A 20,619-nucleotide genomic window follows, 5' to 3' on the forward strand; every position below is an offset into this window, starting at 1 on the left:
GGGAATGTGAGGTTTCTGGGTCTCGCGTTCCGCGTGAGCGTCAATGGATGCCCACAGGTTTGTCGGTGGGGCGATCTAGTGTCCCGGCCATGACCTCAACGACGCAGGCGTACACCTACGCCGCGCCCTCCTCCCTTGTCGACGGTCGTCTCGGATTGGCGACCTCCGGCGGCCGGGCCCTGTCCGGCCCTGCCGTGGCCCCCCGGTTCTTCAGCGGCGTGGTGACCCAGTCGGCCCCCGCCGCGGCGGCCCTGCTCGGCGTCGCCGATGTGGCGCTGGCCCGCTATCACCAGCCGCAGGCGCGGCCCGGCTGGGTGCGCGACCCGGTGGTGACGTGCAATGGAGACCGGTTGCGGTTCGAGTCGTTCTCGGCCTGTGGCGGCGTGTACGCCCGGCTTGACCTGCTGAGCGGCGCGCTCGACGGCGAGGTGTTCGACCGGGGCACCACCAACGTCGACGTGAACGCGCCGCTCCGGGAGGCTCTGGCGCGCATCGGCGCGCGGGACCCGCTGCACCTGGGGGTCGGGCTCGACGAGCTGGTCGTGACCACGATGGACGGCGCGGTGGTGGAGAAGAAGGTGCCGCTGCCCGAGCGCTGGTTACGCGGCTTCGCCGAGGTGCAGGTCATCGCCTCGGGCATGGACCAGCGGGGTGAGCTGACCGGCATGGCGGCGGTACGGTTCCTGCGCGGGCTGCCCAAGAGAGAGACGGTATGGGTGGCGCAGACGGGGCGCGAGCTGAAGGCCTCCGACCGTCAGGTTCCGGGCGCGGTCCAGCTCGCCGGCCCCAACCGGCTCGCCACCCTCCTGCCGCTGCTGCGCTTCGCGAAGTCCCTCCGGGTGTACGGTCCGGCCGAGGGCGCCTCCAGCGCCTGGGAGCTGGAGCTGCCGGGCATGCGCTACACGCTCACCCTCTCGCCCGAGCGCTGGCGCGGCTTCTCCGGCGAGGGCGCGGTGCTCGACGACCTGGCCACCGACGAAGCCGAGAACGACGCCGACGTGGTGGGCATGCTGCTCAACTTCGAGCCCGAGATCGAGATCGGCCTGCTGGCCGACCGCGCGGGCATCCCCGCCGATCGGGTGCGGGCCGCGCTGACACAGCTCGGCGTCGCCGGGCGGGTCGGCTACGACCTGTCGGAGGCCACCCACTTCCACCGTGAGCTGCCCTATGACAAGGACAACGTGCTCCTGCTCAACCCACGGCTGGCCAAGGCGCGCAAGCTCGTTGACGCGGGCGCCGTACGCCTCGAAGGCGAGCTGGCCACCGTCCACACCTCGGGTGGCGCCCGCCGGGTCTCTCTGACCGACGGCTCCTGCACCTGCGAGTGGTGGTGGGACCATCGTGGCTCCCGCGGGCCGTGCAAACACGTGCTGGCCGCCCGGATCGTCGCCCGCGCCGCCGTGGAGGTCTCCCGATGACCCTCTGGACGGAGATCTGCGACCTGGTCACTCGCAACCAGGTCACCCGCCTGACCGACCGGCTGGTCACGCTCACCGAGGAGGAGCGCGCCGAGCTGGGCGGGCGGTTGCCCGGCTTCGTCAAGGAGCTGCGCCGCGCCCGCACCGAGCAGGTGCGGGCCCAGTATCCCGACGACTTCGAGGAGGATGCCTCCTGGGAGGTCGGCGAACTGCTCGACAAACTGGCCGGCGCGCTGCTGCTGACCGGTGTCGGCGTCATCACCGGCCCGGCGGCCGCCGTGACGTGGATGACCAGCCGCGACGTCAACCGCCGCTGGGCCGAGGACCTCGACGTCGCCCAGGTTTGCCGCGTGGCGGCCACCCGCCCCTTGGAGTGGCGCCACGATGTCGCGGTCCGGCTGGCCCAGCGGGTACGCCGTCCCGCCGACCGCATCGCGCCGCTGGCCGTGGCACTGCTGCGCGAGTCCGGCGCCGTGCCACCCGACCACGACCCGCTGGTGGCCGCCTGGCTGGCCGCGCCGAACGTGGCCGATGACCCGCTGACCCCCGTACTACTGCCTCGTGTCTTCGACGCCGACGGCGCGGGCCGCGTCCTCCGCGACGAGCGGCTGGAGCCCCGGCCGACCCGCTGGCTGGCCGCCGCCGTGCGCGAGCTGCCCAGGGAGCAGCTGCTCGACGGTTGCGTGAGCCGCTTCCTGCGCGGTGGCGAGGCGCAGGACCTGCGGTTCTTCGTACGGCTGCACACGCTGCTCGACCCCACGCCCGAGGAGTCCGCGTCCCGCCTGCGCGACTACCTGCGGTTGCTGCCGTCGGCCCCGGGCACGGTCGCCGAGCTGGCCGCCGGGCAGGTACGCGGAGCCATGCCGATCGACCACGCCGACCTGGTCGAGGCGGTCGACGCGCTCACCTTCCGGGACGAGGCCAAGCTCGCCGCCACCGGTCTGCGCTGGCTCGACCGGGCGATCCGGGCCACGCCCGAGGCGGCCGCCGACTTCGTGACCGCGCTGACCACGGCGTACGCGCACAAGTCCTTCGACGTGCGCAACCGCGCGGCCGAGCTGACCCTGAAACACGTCGGCCTGTTCGCCGACCACGCCGAGGCGATCCTCGACGGCGTCCGCCACCTCCCCGCCGACCTGGGCGCGAAGCTGGCCGAGCGGTTCGGCGGGGAGACTCCGGTCGAGGAAGTGCTGGAGCGGAAGGAGTTCCCGCCGCTGCCCGAGCCGCCGGAGGCGCGACGGTTCCCCGAGCCGTCGGTCTCCCTTGACTACCACGAGCGTTGGATCGGCCAGGAGCACTGGCTGGCGGCCTTCGTCGCCGGGATCGCCGACGAGCGCGCGAAGCTGCGCCGCAAGCTCACGCCCCAAGTCGAGCAGGACCGGGGCCAATGGCGGTCCAGCAAGGTGCGTCTCGACCCCGACGACTGGCAGTCGGCGCTGTCCGCCGAGCTCGTGAACCCCGGCAGCGTGCCGAAGCTACCGCCGATCAAGCCGGAGAAGTTCTGGGACGACGCAAGCCACTCCGTGAGAGTACGCGCCCTCACCCGTGGCGAGGAGCCCGACCCGGAGCCGGGGCGCCGGGGGATCATTGTGGGCGGCTACCGGCCTGGCCGCTACCTCGACGACGACGCCCCACTGCGCGTCTTCTCCATCACCTGGACCAGCGACGACGGCCCGGACGGGGCGGTGGCCCATGAGGGCGACCGGCAGATCCCCTTCACCAAGGGCCGGATCCACCTGTACGACTGCCCCGCCGACGACGGACCGCCGAATCACCTTCGTCCGGCGCGGAAGAGGCCCGGCGTCTTGTACGACGACTCCGTGGAGGCCATGCCGTCCTTCATCCTCGACCGTGCCTACGAGCGCATGGCCGAACTCGGCGTGGACCCCGCCCGGATCGCGGCGATGCGGGCGGAGGAGCAGGTACCCCCGCCAGGCCCGAACGAGCCGCTCGTGCAGGTGACCGTCGTCTTCATCCCGCCCCGGCTGCGTTCCTTCATGCCCGAGGCGCTGCCCGAGAACGACGAGTGGCGGCGGCGCAACCACCTGCCCGACCCCAATCACGTCTCCCCGCCCCACGACTTCCTGCTGCATCGCTACGCGGAACTCGCCGAGGCCCTCCGCGACGGCACCCTGCCGCCGGTGCTGCTGGCCACGCCGACCTGGATGAGCGGCCACCTCGACCCCGACGTACTGATCGACCGGCTGGAGACCTGCGCCGCCGCCGGCGTGGAGCCGCTCCCGGCCGATCTGGCGCAGGCGCTGCTGCGGTTGCCCCGGGGCAGCCACCTGGCCGCGGCCGACCGGGCCGCCAAGGTCGACTCGGAGGCGGCGCGCTCAGCCGCCCGCTGGCTCGCCGGTGACGGCATGGCCGATCCCGAGTGCGGCCACATGTGGCGCCACATGGTCGGCGCGTCCATGGTCGAGTTCGGTGACGGCGAACCGGAACACTTCACCGAGGTCAGGCTGCAGCCCGTGCTGCGGATGACGGCCCCGACCGGCCATCGGCTGATCGACGAGGTGCTACTGCGCCAGCCGTTCGATTGGACGCACAACAAGTTCGGCGGTTCGCTCAGGGCGTGGCCCGCCATGCTGCCCTCGCACCGCGAGGTCGTGGCCGTCAACTTCCTGCCCTTCATGCCACGCGGCGGCTGGGGCATGTGGCTGGCTCCGGCGGAGATCACCGGCCTGGAGATCGCCCAGGGCCCGATGGGCGAGTCCACGGCGGTGATCCTCGCCTTCCTCCTGGCCGACAACGTGCCCAGCATGATCCCGCTGGTCCTGAGCATGGCCGCCAGGGGCGAACTGCCCGCCGAGGCGATCGGCCGCCAGCTCGCACTGGTGCTGCGCCGCACCTGGCTGGAGACCCGCTCCGCCGTCGCGGCCCTGACCGAGCTGGCCGACGCCGGCGGCCACCACGAGGTGTGGCGCATCCTGCGCGCCCTGCTGCCCGGGATACTGCCGGGCGAGGGGCAGCGCATCACCGTGACCCACGCCGAACTCGTCGCCTTCGCCACCGACGTGGCCCGCTGGACCGGCGCGCGCGGGGAGATCCCGGTCGTCGCCGAGTTCGCGCGCAGCCGCCGGACGATCCGCTTCGTCCACGAGTGCAAGCGCCTGCACGCCCAGCTCACCGGAGCCACGTCATGACTTCTGACGACATCCGGACCGAGATCAGGAATCTCGTGCTGCACCACGACGCCGAGGGCCTGGCGTCGCGGCTGCCGAAGCTCACCGACGCCGAGCGGGCCACCGTCGCCGCCGAGTTGCCGAGCCTGCTCGCCGAGCTCCGCGAGGGCCCGCTGTCCGACTGGGACGCCTTCGACCAGGTCACCGGGCGGTCCGAGGTGCTGATGATGGTGGGCGCGGCGACCATTCCCGGCCCGGCCGGGGCGGCCACCTGGCTGATGAAGCGCGACCTCAATCCCCGCTGGTCCGGCGCGCCGAGCCCGCACCGGCTGGTGAAGGCGCTCTCCGGTCGTCCGGTGGCCTGGCGGGCCGATCTGGCCGTACGGCTCGCGCGCCGCATCCGCCGCCCCGACGACCGGATCGTACCGCTGGCCTTGGCACTGCTGCGCGACGGCGAGGCCACCCCACCCGACCACGAGCCGCTGGTGGCGGCCTGGTTGTCGGCGGTGGGCGTGGCCAAGGACCCGCTGACGCCCCACCTGCTTCCGAAGATCTTCGAGGCGGCCGGCGCGGGCCGGGCACTGGTCAACGAGACGCTCACCCCGAAGCCGTCCCGCTGGCTGGCACTGGCCGCCCGCACGCTGCCGCGCGAGCAGATCATCACGGGCTGCGTGAGCCGCTTCCTGCTCGGCGGCGACGTACGGGACCTGCGCTTCTTCGTCCGGCTGCACACACTCGTGGCGCCCACGCCAGAGGAGTCGGCCGGGCGGCTGCGCGACTACCTGCGTCTGCTGCCCGCCGCGCCGGGCCCGATAGCCGAGCTGGCCTGGCAGCAGGTACGCCAAGCACGGCTCGACCCGGCGGACGTCGCCGAGGCCATCGAGGCGATGACCTTTCGCCAGGAGGCCAAGCTCGCGGTGAAGGGCCTGACCTGGCTCGACCGCGACCTCCGCCATCACCCGGAACGGGTGGCCGACCACGTCACCGCGCTGACCAATGCGTACGCGCACACCTCTCACGAGGTACGCGACCGCGCGGTCACCCTCACCCTCAAGCACGCCGGCCACCTCACCGACCCCGCGCCGATCCTGGAGGCGGCCGAACTGCTGCCCCCGGCCTCAGCCCGGCAACTCCTCGAGCGCTTCACCGAAGGCTGGACCGGCGATTTCACCCCCGGCCGCCTGCCGGAGGCCACCATCCCCGGCCCGTTCCCCACCTCCGGCTTGGAGAGCGGCCCGCCGGAGGAGATCGGCTGGATCGACATCGAGGCATGGCTGGCGGCGGTCACGCGAGAAGCGCATACGAACCCGGACTCCCTGAAGGAGACGCTGGCCCGGCGGTTCGGCGAACACCTGCGGCCGGTGCTCTACGACTGGCCGACGTGGCAGTCCCCGCGTGACTGGTGCACCGCGCTGGCCAGGGAACTCGTCAACCCCGGCGAAGATCCAGGGCCGCCCATGTCTCGTCCGCCGAGGCAGCGCCCGTCGTACCGAAAAACGATCTTCGAGGGGCAGGGCCTGTCCGGCGGTCTCGGGGAGGCCCTGTACGACAGCATGGTGAACGTCGCGGCCACGGCCTTCCAGCTGTTCCCCGGCCTCCGCACGGTCGTCCCGCTCCACGAGATGCCCGACTATTTCCAGGAGATGCTGCGGACGGTCGACGTCCAGACCGACCTCTACGACCCGACGGCGCGACCCGCGCCCGCCCCCTGGAACCGCCTCCCCCGCCTGCGGGAGTGCGCCCGCCCCCACGCCTTCCTCCTGTCCCGCCTCGACGAACTCCTGCGCGCGGCGAAGGCCGGAGCCCTGCCCCCGGTCCTGCTGGCCACCCCCACCCGTGCCGACGGCCACCTCGATCCCGAGACCTTGCTCGACCGCCTGGCCATGTGCGCGCACTCCGGCTGCGAACCGCTCCCGCTCGATCTGGAACAGGCTCTGTTACGCCTCCCACCCGATCCCGCCCCCGACCTGGCCGTACGCGCGCAGGGCATCGGCTCGGCGGCCGCCGCGGTGGTGGCCCGCTGGTTCGAGCGCGGCGCGCCCCCACCCCCGGAGGTGGAGCTGACCTGGACCCTCGACCTCGGCTCCCACGTCGTGCCCTACGACGACCGTGTCCTCGACCAGCGCGGCATCGCCAACGTGAGCTGGCGACCAGTGGAGCCCACCGGTCTCGCCCACATTGACGCCCTGCTGACCGCGCCCGAGATGCACCCTTTTCGGCGCCTGTCACGTGACTTCTGGCCCGGCATGACGCCCCACCACCGGGAGCTCGCGGCGGCCCATCTGGCGTTCGGCCTGATCGACCGTTTCGACCCGCCTGACATCGCGATCGACGACCTCCGCGACCTGACCCTGGCCGAAGGCGCGTCCGGACCGGCGACGGCCCTGGTGCTGGCCTACTTCCTCACCGTGGAGGGCGACGACGCGGTGCCCTCACTGCTTCAGCTGGCGGCCAAGGGCGCGCTCCCCGCCGCCGAGACGGGCCGCCTGCTGGGCCTGTTGGGCCGCCGCACCCGCTACGAGGCCGGCCCCGCGCTGCCCTCACTGGAACTGGCCGCCAAGCAGGGCGCGCACGTCGAGGTATGGACGATCTTGCGCCACTTCCTGGCCTCCTTCCTCCCGGGTGAGGGCGAGCGGGCCCAGCGTCCGCACACCGACGCCGTCGTGCTGGCCACCGACATCGCCATGTGGGCCGGCGCGCGGGGCGAGATCCCCGAGGTGACGGCTCACGCGAGGAAACGCGGTTCGACCTCGCTGACCCGGGCCTGCCGGAGCCTCCACCAGTTCCTGACCCGGGAGGCCTGATCGGCTCAGCGACGGCGGTGGCCGCTGGTGTCGCTCATCCAAGATCGGTGACCCTCAGCGTCGGCTCATCGATGTCCGCGTCCGTGCACGATCGGAGGACGACGTCCCATGCCTCCGGCCCGGAGCGCGCGATGCTGTTGTCCCTGAAGCGAATGCCCTGGGTGCTCTTGGCGTCGAGTGCCGGGACGTCACGGAGCACGAAACGATTTCCTTCGACGACCACGCCACGGTGAACCGGGTACGCGGAGTCGGTCCGCGGATCGACGAAGATCGCCGGCCCACCCGGGTCGACGAACTCGTTTCCGCGGACGATCAGATCGCGTACCGGCCCGGACTCCCACCATTCGGCGGCGTCGCCCGAGACGTAGACCGCGGCCATTCCCGGGCGTTCGAACCGGTTGTCCTCGATGACCACCGGACACCGCGTGGTCACGAGCACGGCGCGCGTGGGCACGTTTCGGAAGACGTTGCGGGCGATGTGTACGGCCGGCGTCCGGGTCACGTTCTCCACCGCGGCCCGCCCGGTGAGGTCGCCGGGCAGCTCGGAGCCGACGGTCAGGACGATGACCCTGAGCGGGTGGGCGCGGTCCCGCCCGCTCGGCTGCCGTACGCGCTCCACCGTCGCGGTCGCGATCGGCTGGAGCGTCTCCCGCTCGACGATCTCGACCAGGTCGCCGGGCGAGAACTGCGGGAGCCCGGCCGTCTCCGGATGCGCGTACTCGAGCACCAGCGTGCGGCGATCAGGCTGATCGGCGACGCGGAGGTAGGTGCCGTGCACATTGATCGGGTCGTCGTGCGGCCCGTCAAAGAGGCAGTCGCGAACGGCCGCCACTCCCGAGCATCCGGCGAACTGGACGAAGTCGGCGAAACCCGCCGTGTGCCGCCCGCTGTCCGGTGGGCTTCTGAACTCGCAGCCCTCGATCGTGACGTCACGGCTGGCCTGTGCCACGACGCCGAAGCCGTGCAGGAACCGGAAACGCAGCCCGGACAACCTCACGCCGGAGCTGTCGAGCACGAGCGCGCCGGGATGATCACGTGTCGTCAGGCGCATCTCATAGACGACACCGAGGTCGGTCGGTTCCTCGCCGCGGTCGTAGTCGATGCGGATCTCGCGGTCCCCCACCGCCTTGATCGACCGGACGTCGTCGAAGAGCGGGTTCGGGCCGCGCCGCGTCCTGTGGGCGGACGGATCATGGATCTGCGTGTACTCGAGCGCGTCACGGCCCTCCCAGGCGACGGCGCCCGAGCCGAGCGCCTCACCGTGCCAGCGGATCGAGCGCCCTTCGACGGAGAACAGCGTGACCTCGGGCACCCGGATCACCCGGTACGCCCGCCCCGCCTCGACGCCCGCGTCCACAACTGTGGCGTCGACGACCGTCGGCACCGCGAAATCGAACTCGAGTCCCTCGACGCGCACCCGCCGCGAGTCGATGACGGCGAAGGTCGTCTGGAGCCCATGAAGCAGGATGCGGGCGCCCTCCCCCGAGATGACGAGATCGTCCATCGCCTCGACGAGTACGGCGATCGTCTTCTCGCGGTACCGCGGATCGTCCCCGACCGTGTTGGAGACGTACAGCTCGCGTCGTTGAGCGCCGTCCGGCCAGAAGTGATAGTCGCCCGGAGGGAATCGGAGGACCACCGGCCCCGCCACGGCACTGGCGGCCCGGAGCGCGGCCGCGACCGCGGGCGCGGCATCGGAGCGGCTGCCGGGAGCCGCCCCGAAGTCGGTGACGTCCAGCGTCGCCGGCACCGAGCTAGACCCCCTCGCCGACGAAATCGAGCACCAGCCGTGCGTGCGGCCTGGCTCCCGGCCCGCAGGTCGCCTCCGTCATGTCGAGGGCATCGAACGGGCCCGGCGCAACCGGGCGAGCCCGCCGGAGGGAATGGCCAGCGCGTGGGGTCCGGCGGCCAGAACGATCTCCCCGTCGACGACCCGCCGCCCCCTGGCGTCCCAGATCTCCAAGCCGGCGCTGACCTCGTCCCCCTCGTTCAGCAGGATCGGGGAGCTGTCGTCGGCGTTCGCGACCAGCAGTTCCGTCCAGTCGCCGGCCGGAATCTGGATGGCGTGCGGCGCGTACCTCGCGACGAAGTGCCGCCCGCCGTCGTGAACGCGGGCCACCGGGTACATCAGTTCGGGGCGCTCGGGCACCAGCCGGCCGTGCAGCAGCAGGTCGCGGTGCTCCCGCCAGACACTGAGCCAGAACGTGAGCGCCTCGGACTGGCCATCGGGAAGCCGCGTCAGGTCCACGGAGACCTGCGGTACGCCCAGCAGTGAGTTGATCAGATGATGGGCGACCCGCTCCGGGCTGTCGCCCTCGGCCCACATGATCGGGTCGCTGTGGATCGGCGTGCCGGGCCGGCTCAGGCGCAGGTCGAGGATGCCGACGCGGTTCTGGACGGCGTTCAGCGGGCAGTCGCCGACGCGGATCATCGAGGCGTACCGGGCTGGCTCCGGATGAATGTACGGCTCCCGGAACTCGATCAACGGCTCGGCTCCGAGCCCTCGTAGCCTGTCGACGATCTCGGACACGGTGTCGACGGCCGCGGCCACGGACCCCGGCGCCCCCTGGTCCTGGAACTCCTCCAGGAAGTCGAGCTTCAGGCCGTCGGCCCCCGTCCGCGCGATGATCTCTTCCATCCGCCCGACCAGGTAGGCGCGGGTGAGGGGGTCTCGCGGGTCGAGGACCTCCGCCTCCAGTTCGGGTTTGTCGCGCAGCGTCGAAAGCCCCAGGTCGCGGGCCTTCGCCCGATAGCCCAGGAACGGTGTGCCGATCCACCACACGGTACGCAGCCCTCGGGCGCGCAACGCTTCGACCAGGCCGGCCGCATCGGGGAACTTGTCCTCCGCGACCTCCCAGTCGCCGCACGATCCGTATCCGCGGCCGTGCGAGTTCGTCTGCCAGCCGTCATCGACGATCACGGTGCCGAACCCCATCGCGGCCGCGCGATCGGCCTGCGCGAGTACGGTGGCGGCCGTGACGTGCTGGTGCGCGAAATACCAGGTGCACAGGACCGGGTCCGCGGCCCCCGGCGCCACGCGATGGCCCTCCTCCCCCTGGAGCCAGCGCCCCGCATCGGGAACGGCTCGCGCGAAGGTGCCGCCGGACACGTCCAGGAGAAGCCGCACGTCGCCCGGCGTACCAGAGCCGCCGACAGCGATCTTGATCACGAAGTCGGCGGTCTCCTCCACCAGGCCGGCCAGCACCTGGGTCTCGCTATGCCCGGTGTCGACCGCGTACACCAGACGGGTGACGTCGCGCGAGCCGAGCAGGGCCCCGAGCGGAAGGCCCCGCAGGGCGGTCGCGTCGACCGGCGCCCCCCACGACGGCGGGATCGTCGCGTGCGGCTCGGTGCTGCCCGGACGCCACCACGCGCTTGCGTCGGTCGCGGGGATCGTCACGGTAAGACTGAGCGGCTCGCCCAGTGTGCGGAACACGACCTCGAAGACTCCGCCCCGCAGTTCGCGCACGCCACCCGGCCGCGTCGCCCGCAGCAGGAGCCCCGCGCCGGAGTGATCGGCGCCCAGCGGGACAGGCGCCTCAGGCTCCGAGTGGGTCCACCCCGGTAGCCAGGAGGCACCCGTGGCAGGCGTTTCGATTTCCGTCATTTGATCCCCGTGAATGATATTCCGCCGATGATGTGACGCTGCGCGAAGAAGAAAAGAAGAACGCAGGGAAAGGTGACCACCAGGGTGGTGGCCATCAGCAGTGGAGTGTTCGTGCCGTGTACGGACTGGAAACCCGCCAGGGCGAGCGGCAGCGTCTTCCACCGCTCCGTCGAAAGATAGATCGCGGCCTGGAAAAAGTTGTTCCAGTAGGACATGAACTGCAGCACCGCGGTCGCGATGACGATGGGCCGGGAAAGCGGCAGGTAAATCGAGAACCAGATGCGGAACCAGCCCGCGCCGTCAATGAGGGCGGCATCCGTCAGCGCGTCCGGCAATCGCAGATAGAACTGCCGGTAGAGGAAGATGAAGAACGAGGAGCCGAAAAAGGTCGGGACGATGATCGGCCACAGCGTATCGATCATGTCGAGATTCTTGAAAAGAATGAACTGCGGGACGATCGTCACCTCTCCGGGAAGCAACATCGTCGACAGCACGATCGCGAACAGCACCCCGGAGCCCCGGACCCGGATCCGCGCGAACGCGAACCCGATGAGCGAGGACGAGAAGACCACCGCGACGACCGGGACGAGCGTGCTCAGCACCGAGTTGCGCAGGTAGGTCCAGAAGGGAAACGAGCCGAGGCCGTCGGAGAAGTTGGACCACTGCCACTGGATGGGCCAGAGCGACACCCCGCCCTGCGACACGCCCGCCTGCGTCCGCAGCGCGGTCGCGATCATCCAGAGGAAGGGGTAGACGAAGACGACGGACCCGACCACGAGCAGGGTGACCGCGAAGACCCTGGGGCCGAGCGGCCGAGGTCGCGCCCTCTCCGCACTAGCTGGCATGGACACGCCGCCTCCGCTCCCTCGGCCGTTGCGATTCGTAGTAGACCCAGAAAGCGCTCCCCCGGAACACCAGCGCCGTGAGCACCATGATCATGGCGAACAGGATCCAGGCCAGGGCGGAGGCGTATCCCATCTGGAAGAAGGAGAACGCGTTCTGGTACAGGTACAGGACGTAGAAAAGGAGCGAGTCGGACGGGCCGCCCCCGTTGTGCGTGACCACGTAGCCCTGGGTGAAGGTCTGCATCGCACCGATGAGACCCGTGACCACGTTGAAGAAGATGACGGGGCTCACCTGGGGAAGCGTGATGTGCCACAACGAGTGCCGGCGCCCGGCGCCATCGATCGAGGCCGCCTCATAGAGGCTCTTCGGCACATCTTGCAGGCCGGCGAGATAGATGATCATGTTCCCGCCGACCGTCCAGAGGCTCATGAGAATCACCGCGGGCAGGGCCCAGTCGGCGTCGAAGAGCCACTTGGGTCCGTCGACGCCGAACAGGCGGAGCACCCCGTTGACGAGGCCGTAACTGGGGTGGAAGACCCAGATGAACAGCACAGCCTGGGCCACTCCCGTCACGAGCGAGGGCAGGTACCAGATGGTCCGGAACACGTTGACCCCGCGGACCCGGACGTTCATCAGGAGCGCGACACCCAGGGAGAGCAGCGTCTGCAGGGGAACGCTCACGACGGCGTACGTCAGGGTGACCTTGATCGCCTGACCGAGCGCGGGGTCCGAGAGCGCTTCCTTGTAGTTGGCGAGCCCGGTGAACTTCGCCGGATCGATCAGGTCCCAGTCCATGAAGGACAGGACCAGGGAGTACACCATCGGCCCACCCGTGAAGATCACGAAGCCGACGATCCACGGGGAGACGAAGAGCCAGAACGCGGCGGTGTTCCGCGAGATCCAGCGCGCCCGGAGGGCGCCCCACAGGCCGGCGCCGATGAGGCCGAACACGATGGCCAAGATGATGACCAGGGAGAGGATGGGCCTGAGCCCCTCGTCGACGTGCAGCCGTTCGAGGAATCCCGACAGCCCATCCACGATGCCTGACATGCCGCGATCCCCCTCTACGCGATCCGCTCGGTGACCGTCACTGCGCCGCGTCCAGCAACTTCTGGCATTCGGCCTGAAGCTGCGGCAGTACGACGGCCGGATCCTCGGTGCCGGACCCGATCGCGGTGCGTGAGTTCAGGTCACCTGAGAAGGCACTCTCGATCCGCACCTTGTCCTTGACGGCGGGCGTGGTGACCGCGTTCTTGACGGCGTCGATGAAGGCCTGCAGGTTCACCTTCGGGGCGATGGATTTGAAGGCGTCGAGCGATCCCTCGATGACGGGGATGCCGAGCGCGGACTTCGTCGTCGCCAGGAGGTTCTGCGCGTCGGGGCTCGAGCTCATGAACTTCGTGAAGGTCTTCGCCGCGGCGGTCTCCGCCTCGCTCGCGTCCTTCGCGATGCCCAGGCTGTCGACCTCCATGGGCTCGCCCTTGCCGGGCAACGGCACGATGAGGAACTTCGAGGAGTCCAACGCGGCGATCTTGGCGATGTTCCACGGGCCGAAGTCGGGCAGCATCGCGACCTTGCCGTCGGCGAGCCACTGGAACATGTCCTGCCCCTGGGCGTCGGCCTGGTTGGGCGCGAAGCCGTCGGTCTTCACGGCGTTCACCACGGTCTGGGCGGCGCGGATCCCGTCGGCGTTGCCCATGGTGCACTGCTTGCCGTCCGCGCTGTAGTACGAGCCGCCCTCCGCGATCAGCCAGCCGTCGTACCAAAGGGGCGCGGAGCCATAGACCTTCTTCGCGCCCGATCCCGACGTCAACTTCTTGGCCGCGGACACGAAGTCCGCGGTCGTCATCGGCGTCGTCCCGGACGGGACGGCGACGCCGGCCTTGTCGAAGGCGTCTTTGCCGAGGGCCAAGACCTTGCTCTTCGCGACGAAGGGCACCGCGTAGTCGGCCCCGCCGAACGTCCCCGCCCTCTGGACGGCCGGGGAGTAGTAGACGCTCTTGTCGACCTCGACCTGCTTGAAGGCGTTGGCGAAGCTCGGCAGCGAGGTGTCTGAGATCTCCGCCACGGTCGGGGCGTCGCCCCCGGCGATCGACGTCTGGAGCTTCTGCTCGTAGTCGCTCTGGATCCAGTTGGGCTCGACCTTGATCGTCGGGTTGGCCTTCTCGAACGCCGCGATCATCGCCTTCATGGTGGCGGCCTCGTCGGTGGTCCCCCAGAAGGCGTAACTGATCGTGGTGGTCCCGGCCGAGCCTCCTCCACCACTGGTCTCACTGCTACAAGCGGCGAGCGCGAGGAACGAGGCGGCGGTGACGGCAGCGAGTGCCTTTCGGTGCAAGGGGGGTCTCCTTTGTCAGTGATCTATCGCTGCCCGCGAAGCACGACGACGCTGCCGTCGGCAGCCGCGCGTACACGTGAACCGTTCGGCACGTCGACCGTGGTGACGTGCCCGTCGTCCCAGGTGGAGGTCCAGGTCACGCCTGGTCCGCCGGTCACCTCGAACTCGGTGGCTTCCCTGGCCTCGTGCCGCAGCCCGACGACGGAACCACCGACCGGAACATCTCCGACCTCGATCCACTCCCCGGCCGGCAGATGCGAGCGGGTGTGGACGACGCCCTCCTGGGCGCCCGGCTCCAGCCCGGTCAGGCCGACCGCGACATGGGCGACGTGCGTGAAGGGGACCTCGGGATAGTCCGCCCTGGAGTCCGCGAGGTATCGCATCCAGCGCAACGCCTCGTCGTCCCATCCGTACCGGAAGAACGCCTCCGGAAGGTACGTGAATGCCTCGATATTGGTCGGCGGCGTCGCCGCGAGGCCGGATCGCAGGAAGTCGAGATGCGCGCTCGAGCGCTGGTCGTCGCGCATGATCCCCTTGAGCGCGGGGAACCAGGTGCTCTCCAGCCGGAACCCGCCGGTCGGTCCGTCGGCGGTGAAGCCCACGGTGTAGTGCTGGTCGCCGGGCAACCACCACGATGTCGAGAAGTGCTCGGCCAACTGCTCGGCCCGCGCACGATTCCACGCGGCGAACTCTTCGTCGAAGGTGACGGAGCCGAGCGCCAGGTGGGCCGCCCATTGGCTGGCGATCCCGTCGGCGGCGACCAGGAGGTGCGGTGGCCGCTCCCCCTCGTTGTAGGTCGCCGTTCCGCGGAAGATGTCCCCGCTGCCGCCTTCGCCGGCGACACCCGTCCCGAGGGGATCATGGGCGTCGACGAACGACGTCATCGTGCTGCGTACGAACGCCGCGATCTCCGGAGTGAGCAGGAATCGGTCGTCCGTCGTCCAGCGATATTGCTCGACCGCCTTCTCGACGAGTTCGAATGGCGCCGGGACCTCTCGTACGAAGTCGTCATCCGAGTGGTAGTCGATGGCGGCCGGCGTGCCGTCGAACTCGAAGGCCCACAACGGATACCAGCCGCGGGCGCCGTTCGACGATCCGGCGAAATGCCGGAGCATCGAAAGGTTCTCCGCGTCCAGTCCCAGCAGATGCGCGCCGAGCATTTGGTGGGCGAGGTCTCTCGAATAGAACATCGGCCGGTCCGTCAAACCGGCCCAGTAACTCGGGAGATATCTCGGGTCCCGTCCGGTCTGAACCCACTCACGCGAACGACGTGACGCCCAAATGAAAGATTCGACAAGATCGTGCATGCTCGAATCAACCCGAAGGTGCCATGGTGGGTGATTTTGGCCGGACCGTGTGGCATGCGCCGCAGGTGGTGACTGCTTCGTCATGAAAAGGGAGTGTTACATACACGTCATAAACACGTCAACAGTAGGGCAACGCAGTGCGTTACAGGACGGCCACACGCTCAAGGAGCCCGCGTCGCGGGCGACAGTCCATCGTGGGGTCGGCAGGAGTCACACAGCCCGCCGTAGCGGCAGGCAGCCCCCATCGGCCGGGCAGCCATCAGCGGAGGACACACCCCGTGAGCAGGTACGAGCGCCGATGCCGTCACACTGGCGACATCGGACGAATGGGGCGGCGACGGTGAATTAGGCCATCAGCGAGCGGCAGCGGTCAGCCTGCTGTGCCGCGATCGATCGGCGACTATCTATGCGCGTGGGGCGGCCGTCGAGCCGCGAATGATCAGCTCGGGGTCGAACATCAGCTCCCCCGCCGGCACCGGCCGCCTGTTGACCAGATGCACCATGGTGGCGGAGATCGCCTGCGCGATCCGCTCGATCGGCTGCCGGACCGTCGTCAGGGGCGGATCGACGAATCCCATGATCTGGGAGTCGTCGTAGCCGACGACGGACACGTCGCCTGGCACGGACAGACCGCGGCGCCCCGCCGTACGAATCGCACCCAGAGCCATGTAGTCGCTCGCGGCGACGATCGCGGTCGCACCCTGGTCGAGCAGGGTCTCGGCGGCCGACATTCCGCCCTCGACGCTGTAGACCTGGCGCGCGACGAGTCGCCGCGGGTCATCCACGCCACGTGAGCTCATCGCCTCGACGAAACCGTCGAGGCGCCGCTCGCTGGGCCGGTTGCCCACCGGGCCGACGATCATGCCGATGTCGCGGTGGCCGAGGTTCCACAGGTGCTCGACGGCCAGCGCCGCCGCCACTTTGTCATTCGTGGAGAAGCTGGGGGCCGGGAGGCCCTCGATCGCGCCGTTCATCGAGACGAACGGGATCTGGCGTTCCTGCAGCAGCCGGTATGGCGCCGGGTCCACGCCGATCAGGGTGTTACTCGCCGAGGCGAAGACCGCGCCCGCGATGCCCAGATCCATGGTGGAGGTGATGAAGTCGATCTCCTGCAACCCGCCCACCGTCGTGGAGCACACGACGGCCTTGAACCCCTGGGGCGCCAACGCCGACTCGATCAGCTCGCAGAGCCGCCCGAAGAAGGGCTGGGCGAGGCCCGGAGTCAGGACGATGACGAGCTGACTCTGTCCGCCGCGGTCGTATCCCAGCTCGCGGATCGCGTCCTCCACGACACGGCGCGTGCCGGCGGCGACCACGCCCCGACGGTTGAGCACACGGCTGACGGTCGCTTCGCTGACCCCGGCACGAGCGGCGACGTCACTGATTCCGACCTTGGCCATAGCTCCCTTTTGATCGATACGGACGACGCGTGATGTCACTATACGGCCAGACCTGCCGCGCGGGCAGTTGAGTAACACCGCGGCGATGGTGTCGGTCCTGGACCTGCCGTGACGGGGTGGTGGCCGACCAGACGGACGTCGGCCCGGCTGGGCGCCAGCCTGCTTCGGGGGACATGTCGAGAGTGCGGGCGCCTGGCGCTTCCGTGTGGGTCGTCGCTGTTCCGGCCGTGATCGCCATGGTTCTCGGCCTGTGGCGGATCAATGGTCCCTCTTATTGGGCCGATGAGGCCGTAGCGGTGTCGATCGCCAGCCGTCCCCTGACAGACTTGCCCACAGTTCTACGCCACATGGACCTGGCGCATGGCCTCTATTACGTGATGCTCCACATGGTCTCCGCACTCGCGGGCACGGGCGAGACCGCGATGCGGTTCCCGTTCGTCTTGCCCGCCCACGCGGTCATGCTGCTTTGCCGCCACCCGCGCGCCGTGTGGTCGCGCTGGATCGTCTCGGCAACCGTCACGTGTGCGCTGGTGGCGCCCCTGGCGCTGGTGGCCCGGACACAGTTCGCCGGCTAGGACTCGTAGAGCTCCGTCTCGCTCAGGACCGGGTTGCCGCCGTCGTCGGAGCGTCCCAACCGGGCCGCGGAACCGAACATGGGTCCACGAGCGCGCCTGATTCCGGCGAACCGGCCAAACCCGAGCGGCTTGGGAACGTCGTCATAGACGGCCTCCATGCCACCCCTGACCGAGTACGTCTCGTGCCAGAAACCGGTGCCGCCCGAGTCCCGCAGGAAGTCCAGCCACCACTCCCGATGCGGCTCGGACCGGGCGAAGGCGAGCAGCGACGGCAGGTCCCGCCAGTACTGGCGCATCCCCATGTTCATCGGGAAGAACGAGTAGTACACGGGCTCGTGCAGCAGCAGCCCGTCCGGCTTGCCCGCGACCGACCCGCTGATCTTCCTGCCGAAGCTGAAGAAGGTCCGGATCCCGTACAGGCGATTCACTCGCATACCGAGGTAAAGGACGATGAGGTCTGGATAGGCGGACAGATCGACGGTCTGCCGGTTCACGCGGGTTGGCATTTGATGCTCCTTAAGGGCGCAGGTTGCGCATGGGCTGGTCGTCGGTTCAATGGAGGTCAGGACGGGCGATGGACATGTCAGTCGCCGGTGAGCGCCACGTGTACGGAGGAGACCGCGCTCGCGCCGTCGCCGACGGCCGTGGCCACTCGTTTCGTCGAGCCCGAGCGGAGGTCGCCGACCGCGAAGACCCGGGGAGCGCTCGTCTGGAACGGAAGGCGCGGGCCGGACGAGCCGGTGGGAAGCCGACTGTCCGTGAGGACGAAGCCGTCGTCGGCCTTGGCGACGCCGGACAGCCAGCCCGACACGGGGTCGGCTCCGATGAAGCAGAACAACGCGTGACAAGCCAGCCGTTCCGGCCGCTCGCCCGGCCTCTCGACGACAATCGACGTGAGGGTGCCATCTCCGGCCAGTTCGCGGACCGTGCTAGCAGTGTGGGTGCGGATCCGCGAATGGGCACGGACTCGGTCGGTCAGGTAGGCAGACATCCCAGCCTCGAGATCGGCGCCGCGCACGATCAAATCCACCGTCGCGCCGTGGGCGGCGAGGGACAGGGCTGCCTGCCCGGCCGAGTTGGCGCCCCCGACGACCGCCACCGGCTGATGCTCGTACTCGCGGACGTCCAGCTCGGTCGCCGCATACCGGATGCAGCCGGACTTCTCGAACCTCGCCCACTGGGGAATGTCGAGACGACGGTAATGGGCTCCGGTCGCCGCGATCACCGCGCGGCACGGAATGCGTACGCCGTCCTCCAGCAGGACGGTCGGCCGTCGATCGTCGGAGAGATCGAGACCGGTCACCGCGCACGGCGAGTGGATCCGTACACCGAACTTGAGTGCCTGAATCATCGCCAGGCGGGTCAGGTTCGCACCGCTGACACCGTGAGGAAAGCCCAGGTAGTTCTCGATCCGGGCGCTCTTGGCGGCCTGGCCGCCGAGCCCGCTTCGATCCAGCAGCACGGTGACGAGGCCTTCGGACGCCCCGTACACGGCGGCGGCCAGCCCCGCCGGGCCGGCGCCCACCACGACGAGATCGACCGGATATTCGTCGGCCCGGTAGATGAGGCCGAGCAGCTCCGCGAGCGTTCTTGACGTCGCGCGCCGCAGCACCGAACCACCGACGATCGCCGCCGGAAGGTCGTCTGCCGTGAGCCCGGCCGCTGTCATCAGCGAACGTCCTGGGTGCGAGGTCGCGCTGCGCCAGGTGTGGGGCAGGAGCAGCTGCGTCGCGTAGGTGCGCAGTTCCAAAGTCGCCGCGGTTTCCGGCTGACCGACGATCTCCAGGACGTCGCCGGCGGCCGAGCGGATGACCTCGCGCCGTTCCCGGAACGCCGCCAGCACGAGGTCGGCGATGTCATCCTGTTCAGCGAGGGCCCGGCGCAGCTTCGCCGCCCCGATCCGCACGATTGTCCCGGCGGACACCACCCGAGCGGTCAGGTAGACGTGCTGACCGGTCAGCAGGTTGAGCTCGCCGAGAAAGTCGCCGGGGCCACCGTGGAAGATCAGACGTTCCGGCTCGATCGCCGTCGCGTCCCGGACGATGTCCACGGTCGCCGTCAGGAGCAGGAAGAAGTCGTAGGAGTCGTCGCCGGACACGTACAGATCCCGACCGGCCTCGGCGTGTTCCACCTCCCCGTACGCGGTGAGCCGGCGGAACTGCTCGTCGTTCAGGACCGGCCCGCGCTGCGCCGCATCGTCGTTCATGTAGTTCCTCCGTCGTACCGGGCCGGAACAGTAGGACGCGCCACATCACTGGGACCGGCCGCCGGCTCGAACGTCGCCGTCCCCTTGAGACGTCAGCGCGCGGCGCTCTTGATGAGGTCGGCGGCCATGGAGGGCTGCGAGATCATCGCGACGTGCGAGGCGCCGACCTCGTGGACCCGTGACCCGGCCCGCCGCGCCATGAACCGCTGGGCCGCGACGGGGAGCACTTGATCGTTCCTGGCGATCAGGTAATAGGAGGGAATGGTCTTCCACGCCGGGGCGCCGGACGGCTCTCCGAGCGTGCGCGTGTCAGCGGGCCGCTGGCCGGCCTGCATCAGGTTGGTGGTCGCCCTCGGCACGTCCCCGGCGAAGACGTCGTGGAATACCTCTTTCTTGATGTATCCCTCGACGAGCCCATCACCATAAGGACGGAAGTCCAGCGCCGCCTCATTGAGCTTGCTTCCCGGATACTTGTTCTGCAGATCCAGCAGCGATTCACCCTGGTCAGGGGCGAATGCGGCCACATAGACCAGCGCTTTCACGTTCGGGTTAGCAGCCGCGGCGTTCGTGATGACGATTCCGCCATAAGAGTGCGCGGCCAGGACGATCGGGCCGCTGAGCGTGGCGAGAAGGGAGGCCAAGTAGGCGGAGTCGGCGGCCACGCTACGCAGCGGGTTCGCCGGGGCGATCACCGGATAGTTCTCGCGGATGAGCCTGGCGCTGACGTCGTTCCAGCCGGAGGAATCGGCGAACGCGCCGTGCACGAGCACCACAGTGGGTTTGGGCTTGGCTCCCGGCCGGGGCTGCGCCTGCGCCTCGGATGTCCCCAGCAGGGCACCGGTCGCGACCGCGGCGGATCCGGCCAGCACCGCTCGGCGGGTCGTCGTCATAGCGTGGTCCTTTCAAAGGTTTGCGATTGGCACCTCGATTGCAGGTCAGAGTAGATCTCGAATAGTTGACGATCGCTGAACCCGGTAGGTCAGTCTTCGG

At 69.6% G+C, this 20,619-nt stretch carries 14 protein-coding genes; 4 read left to right on the forward strand and 10 right to left on the reverse strand.

What is annotated here, in order from left to right:
* Positions 1-89 precede the first annotated feature (89 nt).
* From AB0C30_RS39890 to AB0C30_RS39900, 3 genes are read left to right on the forward strand one after another with little or no spacing between them, the layout of a single operon-like run.
* Positions 90-1,418, forward strand: coding sequence for an SWIM zinc finger family protein (locus AB0C30_RS39890; protein WP_357953807.1), 1,329 nt, complete (start codon positions 90-92; stop codon positions 1,416-1,418).
* On the forward strand, positions 1,415-4,567 hold the full coding sequence (locus AB0C30_RS39895) for a DUF6493 family protein (RefSeq protein ID WP_357953809.1): 3,153 nt from the start codon (positions 1,415-1,417) through the stop codon (positions 4,565-4,567). The genes AB0C30_RS39890 and AB0C30_RS39895 overlap by 4 nt, the downstream gene beginning before the upstream one ends.
* Complete coding sequence (locus AB0C30_RS39900) at positions 4,564-7,350, forward strand: hypothetical protein (RefSeq protein ID WP_357953811.1); 2,787 nt, start codon at positions 4,564-4,566, stop codon at positions 7,348-7,350. Before AB0C30_RS39895 ends, AB0C30_RS39900 begins: the two co-directional genes overlap by 4 nt.
* A gap of 34 nt (positions 7,351-7,384) precedes the next feature.
* Here the strand turns inward: AB0C30_RS39900 and AB0C30_RS39905 are convergent, their stop codons facing one another.
* From AB0C30_RS39905 to AB0C30_RS39935, 7 genes are all read right to left on the reverse strand, one after another.
* Positions 7,385-9,100 carry a right-handed parallel beta-helix repeat-containing protein gene (locus AB0C30_RS39905; protein ID WP_357953813.1) on the reverse strand — a complete coding sequence of 572 codons (1,716 nt, stop codon included), beginning with the start codon at positions 9,098-9,100 and terminating at the stop codon, positions 7,385-7,387.
* A gap of 78 nt (positions 9,101-9,178) precedes the next feature.
* Complete coding sequence (locus AB0C30_RS39910) at positions 9,179-10,957, reverse strand: alpha-galactosidase (protein WP_357953815.1); 1,779 nt, start codon at positions 10,955-10,957, stop codon at positions 9,179-9,181.
* Positions 10,954-11,694 carry a carbohydrate ABC transporter permease gene (locus AB0C30_RS39915; RefSeq protein ID WP_357953817.1) on the reverse strand — a complete coding sequence of 247 codons (741 nt, stop codon included), beginning with the start codon at positions 11,692-11,694 and terminating at the stop codon, positions 10,954-10,956. Before AB0C30_RS39915 ends, AB0C30_RS39910 begins: the two co-directional genes overlap by 4 nt.
* Positions 11,695-11,791: 97 nt before the next feature.
* Positions 11,792-12,853 (reverse strand): sugar ABC transporter permease, encoded by a 1,062-nt coding sequence (locus AB0C30_RS39920; RefSeq protein ID WP_357953819.1) that lies wholly within the window; start codon positions 12,851-12,853, stop codon positions 11,792-11,794.
* Between the two features lie 37 nt (positions 12,854-12,890).
* On the reverse strand, positions 12,891-14,141 hold the full coding sequence (locus tag AB0C30_RS39925) for an extracellular solute-binding protein (RefSeq protein WP_357953822.1): 1,251 nt from the start codon (positions 14,139-14,141) through the stop codon (positions 12,891-12,893).
* Between the two features lie 23 nt (positions 14,142-14,164).
* Entirely contained in the window at positions 14,165-15,331 is a 1,167-nt protein-coding gene (locus AB0C30_RS39930) for a hypothetical protein (protein WP_357953824.1), read from the reverse strand.
* A gap of 521 nt (positions 15,332-15,852) precedes the next feature.
* Positions 15,853-16,848 carry a LacI family DNA-binding transcriptional regulator gene (locus AB0C30_RS39935; protein WP_357953826.1) on the reverse strand — a complete coding sequence of 332 codons (996 nt, stop codon included), beginning with the start codon at positions 16,846-16,848 and terminating at the stop codon, positions 15,853-15,855.
* A gap of 326 nt (positions 16,849-17,174) precedes the next feature.
* Between AB0C30_RS39935 and AB0C30_RS39940 the strand changes: the two genes are divergently transcribed.
* Positions 17,175-17,423 (forward strand): hypothetical protein, encoded by a 249-nt coding sequence (locus tag AB0C30_RS39940; protein ID WP_357953828.1) that lies wholly within the window; start codon positions 17,175-17,177, stop codon positions 17,421-17,423.
* Here the strand turns inward: AB0C30_RS39940 and AB0C30_RS39945 are convergent.
* The 3 genes from AB0C30_RS39945 to AB0C30_RS39955 form a co-directional block, all read right to left on the reverse strand.
* Positions 17,420-17,929, reverse strand: coding sequence for a DUF4188 domain-containing protein (locus tag AB0C30_RS39945; RefSeq protein WP_357953830.1), 510 nt, complete (start codon positions 17,927-17,929; stop codon positions 17,420-17,422). The two genes, AB0C30_RS39940 and AB0C30_RS39945, sit on opposite strands and share 4 nt — an antisense overlap.
* Before the next feature lie 77 nt (positions 17,930-18,006).
* Positions 18,007-19,629 carry an FAD-dependent oxidoreductase gene (locus AB0C30_RS39950; protein ID WP_357953832.1) on the reverse strand — a complete coding sequence of 541 codons (1,623 nt, stop codon included), beginning with the start codon at positions 19,627-19,629 and terminating at the stop codon, positions 18,007-18,009.
* Positions 19,630-19,721: 92 nt separating this feature from the next.
* Complete coding sequence (locus tag AB0C30_RS39955) at positions 19,722-20,519, reverse strand: alpha/beta hydrolase (protein WP_357953834.1); 798 nt, start codon at positions 20,517-20,519, stop codon at positions 19,722-19,724.
* Positions 20,520-20,619: the final 100 nt, after the last annotated feature.

Source organism: Nonomuraea sp. NPDC048901, assembly GCF_040649695.1.
In the GTDB taxonomy this organism is placed as follows: domain Bacteria; phylum Actinomycetota; class Actinomycetes; order Streptosporangiales; family Streptosporangiaceae; genus Nonomuraea.

Bases quoted from the DNA above. Each gene is read 5' to 3' on its own strand.
- AB0C30_RS39910 (WP_357953815.1), bottom strand. From the start codon at position 10,957: ATGACGGAAATCGAAACGCCTGCCACGGGTGCCTCCTGGCTACCGGGG.
- AB0C30_RS39920 (WP_357953819.1), bottom strand. From the start codon at position 12,853: ATGTCAGGCATCGTGGATGGGCTGTCGGGATTCCTCGAACGGCTGCAC.
- AB0C30_RS39955 (WP_357953834.1), bottom strand. From the start codon at position 20,519: ATGACGACGACCCGCCGAGCGGTGCTGGCCGGATCCGCCGCGGTCGCG.
- AB0C30_RS39950 (WP_357953832.1), bottom strand. From the start codon at position 19,629: ATGAACGACGATGCGGCGCAGCGCGGGCCGGTCCTGAACGACGAGCAG.
- AB0C30_RS39895 (WP_357953809.1), top strand. From the start codon at position 1,415: ATGACCCTCTGGACGGAGATCTGCGACCTGGTCACTCGCAACCAGGTC.
- AB0C30_RS39930 (WP_357953824.1), bottom strand. From the start codon at position 15,331: ATGTTCTATTCGAGAGACCTCGCCCACCAAATGCTCGGCGCGCATCTG.
- AB0C30_RS39890 (WP_357953807.1), top strand. From the start codon at position 90: ATGACCTCAACGACGCAGGCGTACACCTACGCCGCGCCCTCCTCCCTT.
- AB0C30_RS39900 (WP_357953811.1), top strand. From the start codon at position 4,564: ATGACTTCTGACGACATCCGGACCGAGATCAGGAATCTCGTGCTGCAC.
- AB0C30_RS39935 (WP_357953826.1), bottom strand. From the start codon at position 16,848: ATGGCCAAGGTCGGAATCAGTGACGTCGCCGCTCGTGCCGGGGTCAGC.
- AB0C30_RS39945 (WP_357953830.1), bottom strand. From the start codon at position 17,929: ATGCCAACCCGCGTGAACCGGCAGACCGTCGATCTGTCCGCCTATCCA.
- AB0C30_RS39915 (WP_357953817.1), bottom strand. From the start codon at position 11,694: ATGATCGCGACCGCGCTGCGGACGCAGGCGGGCGTGTCGCAGGGCGGG.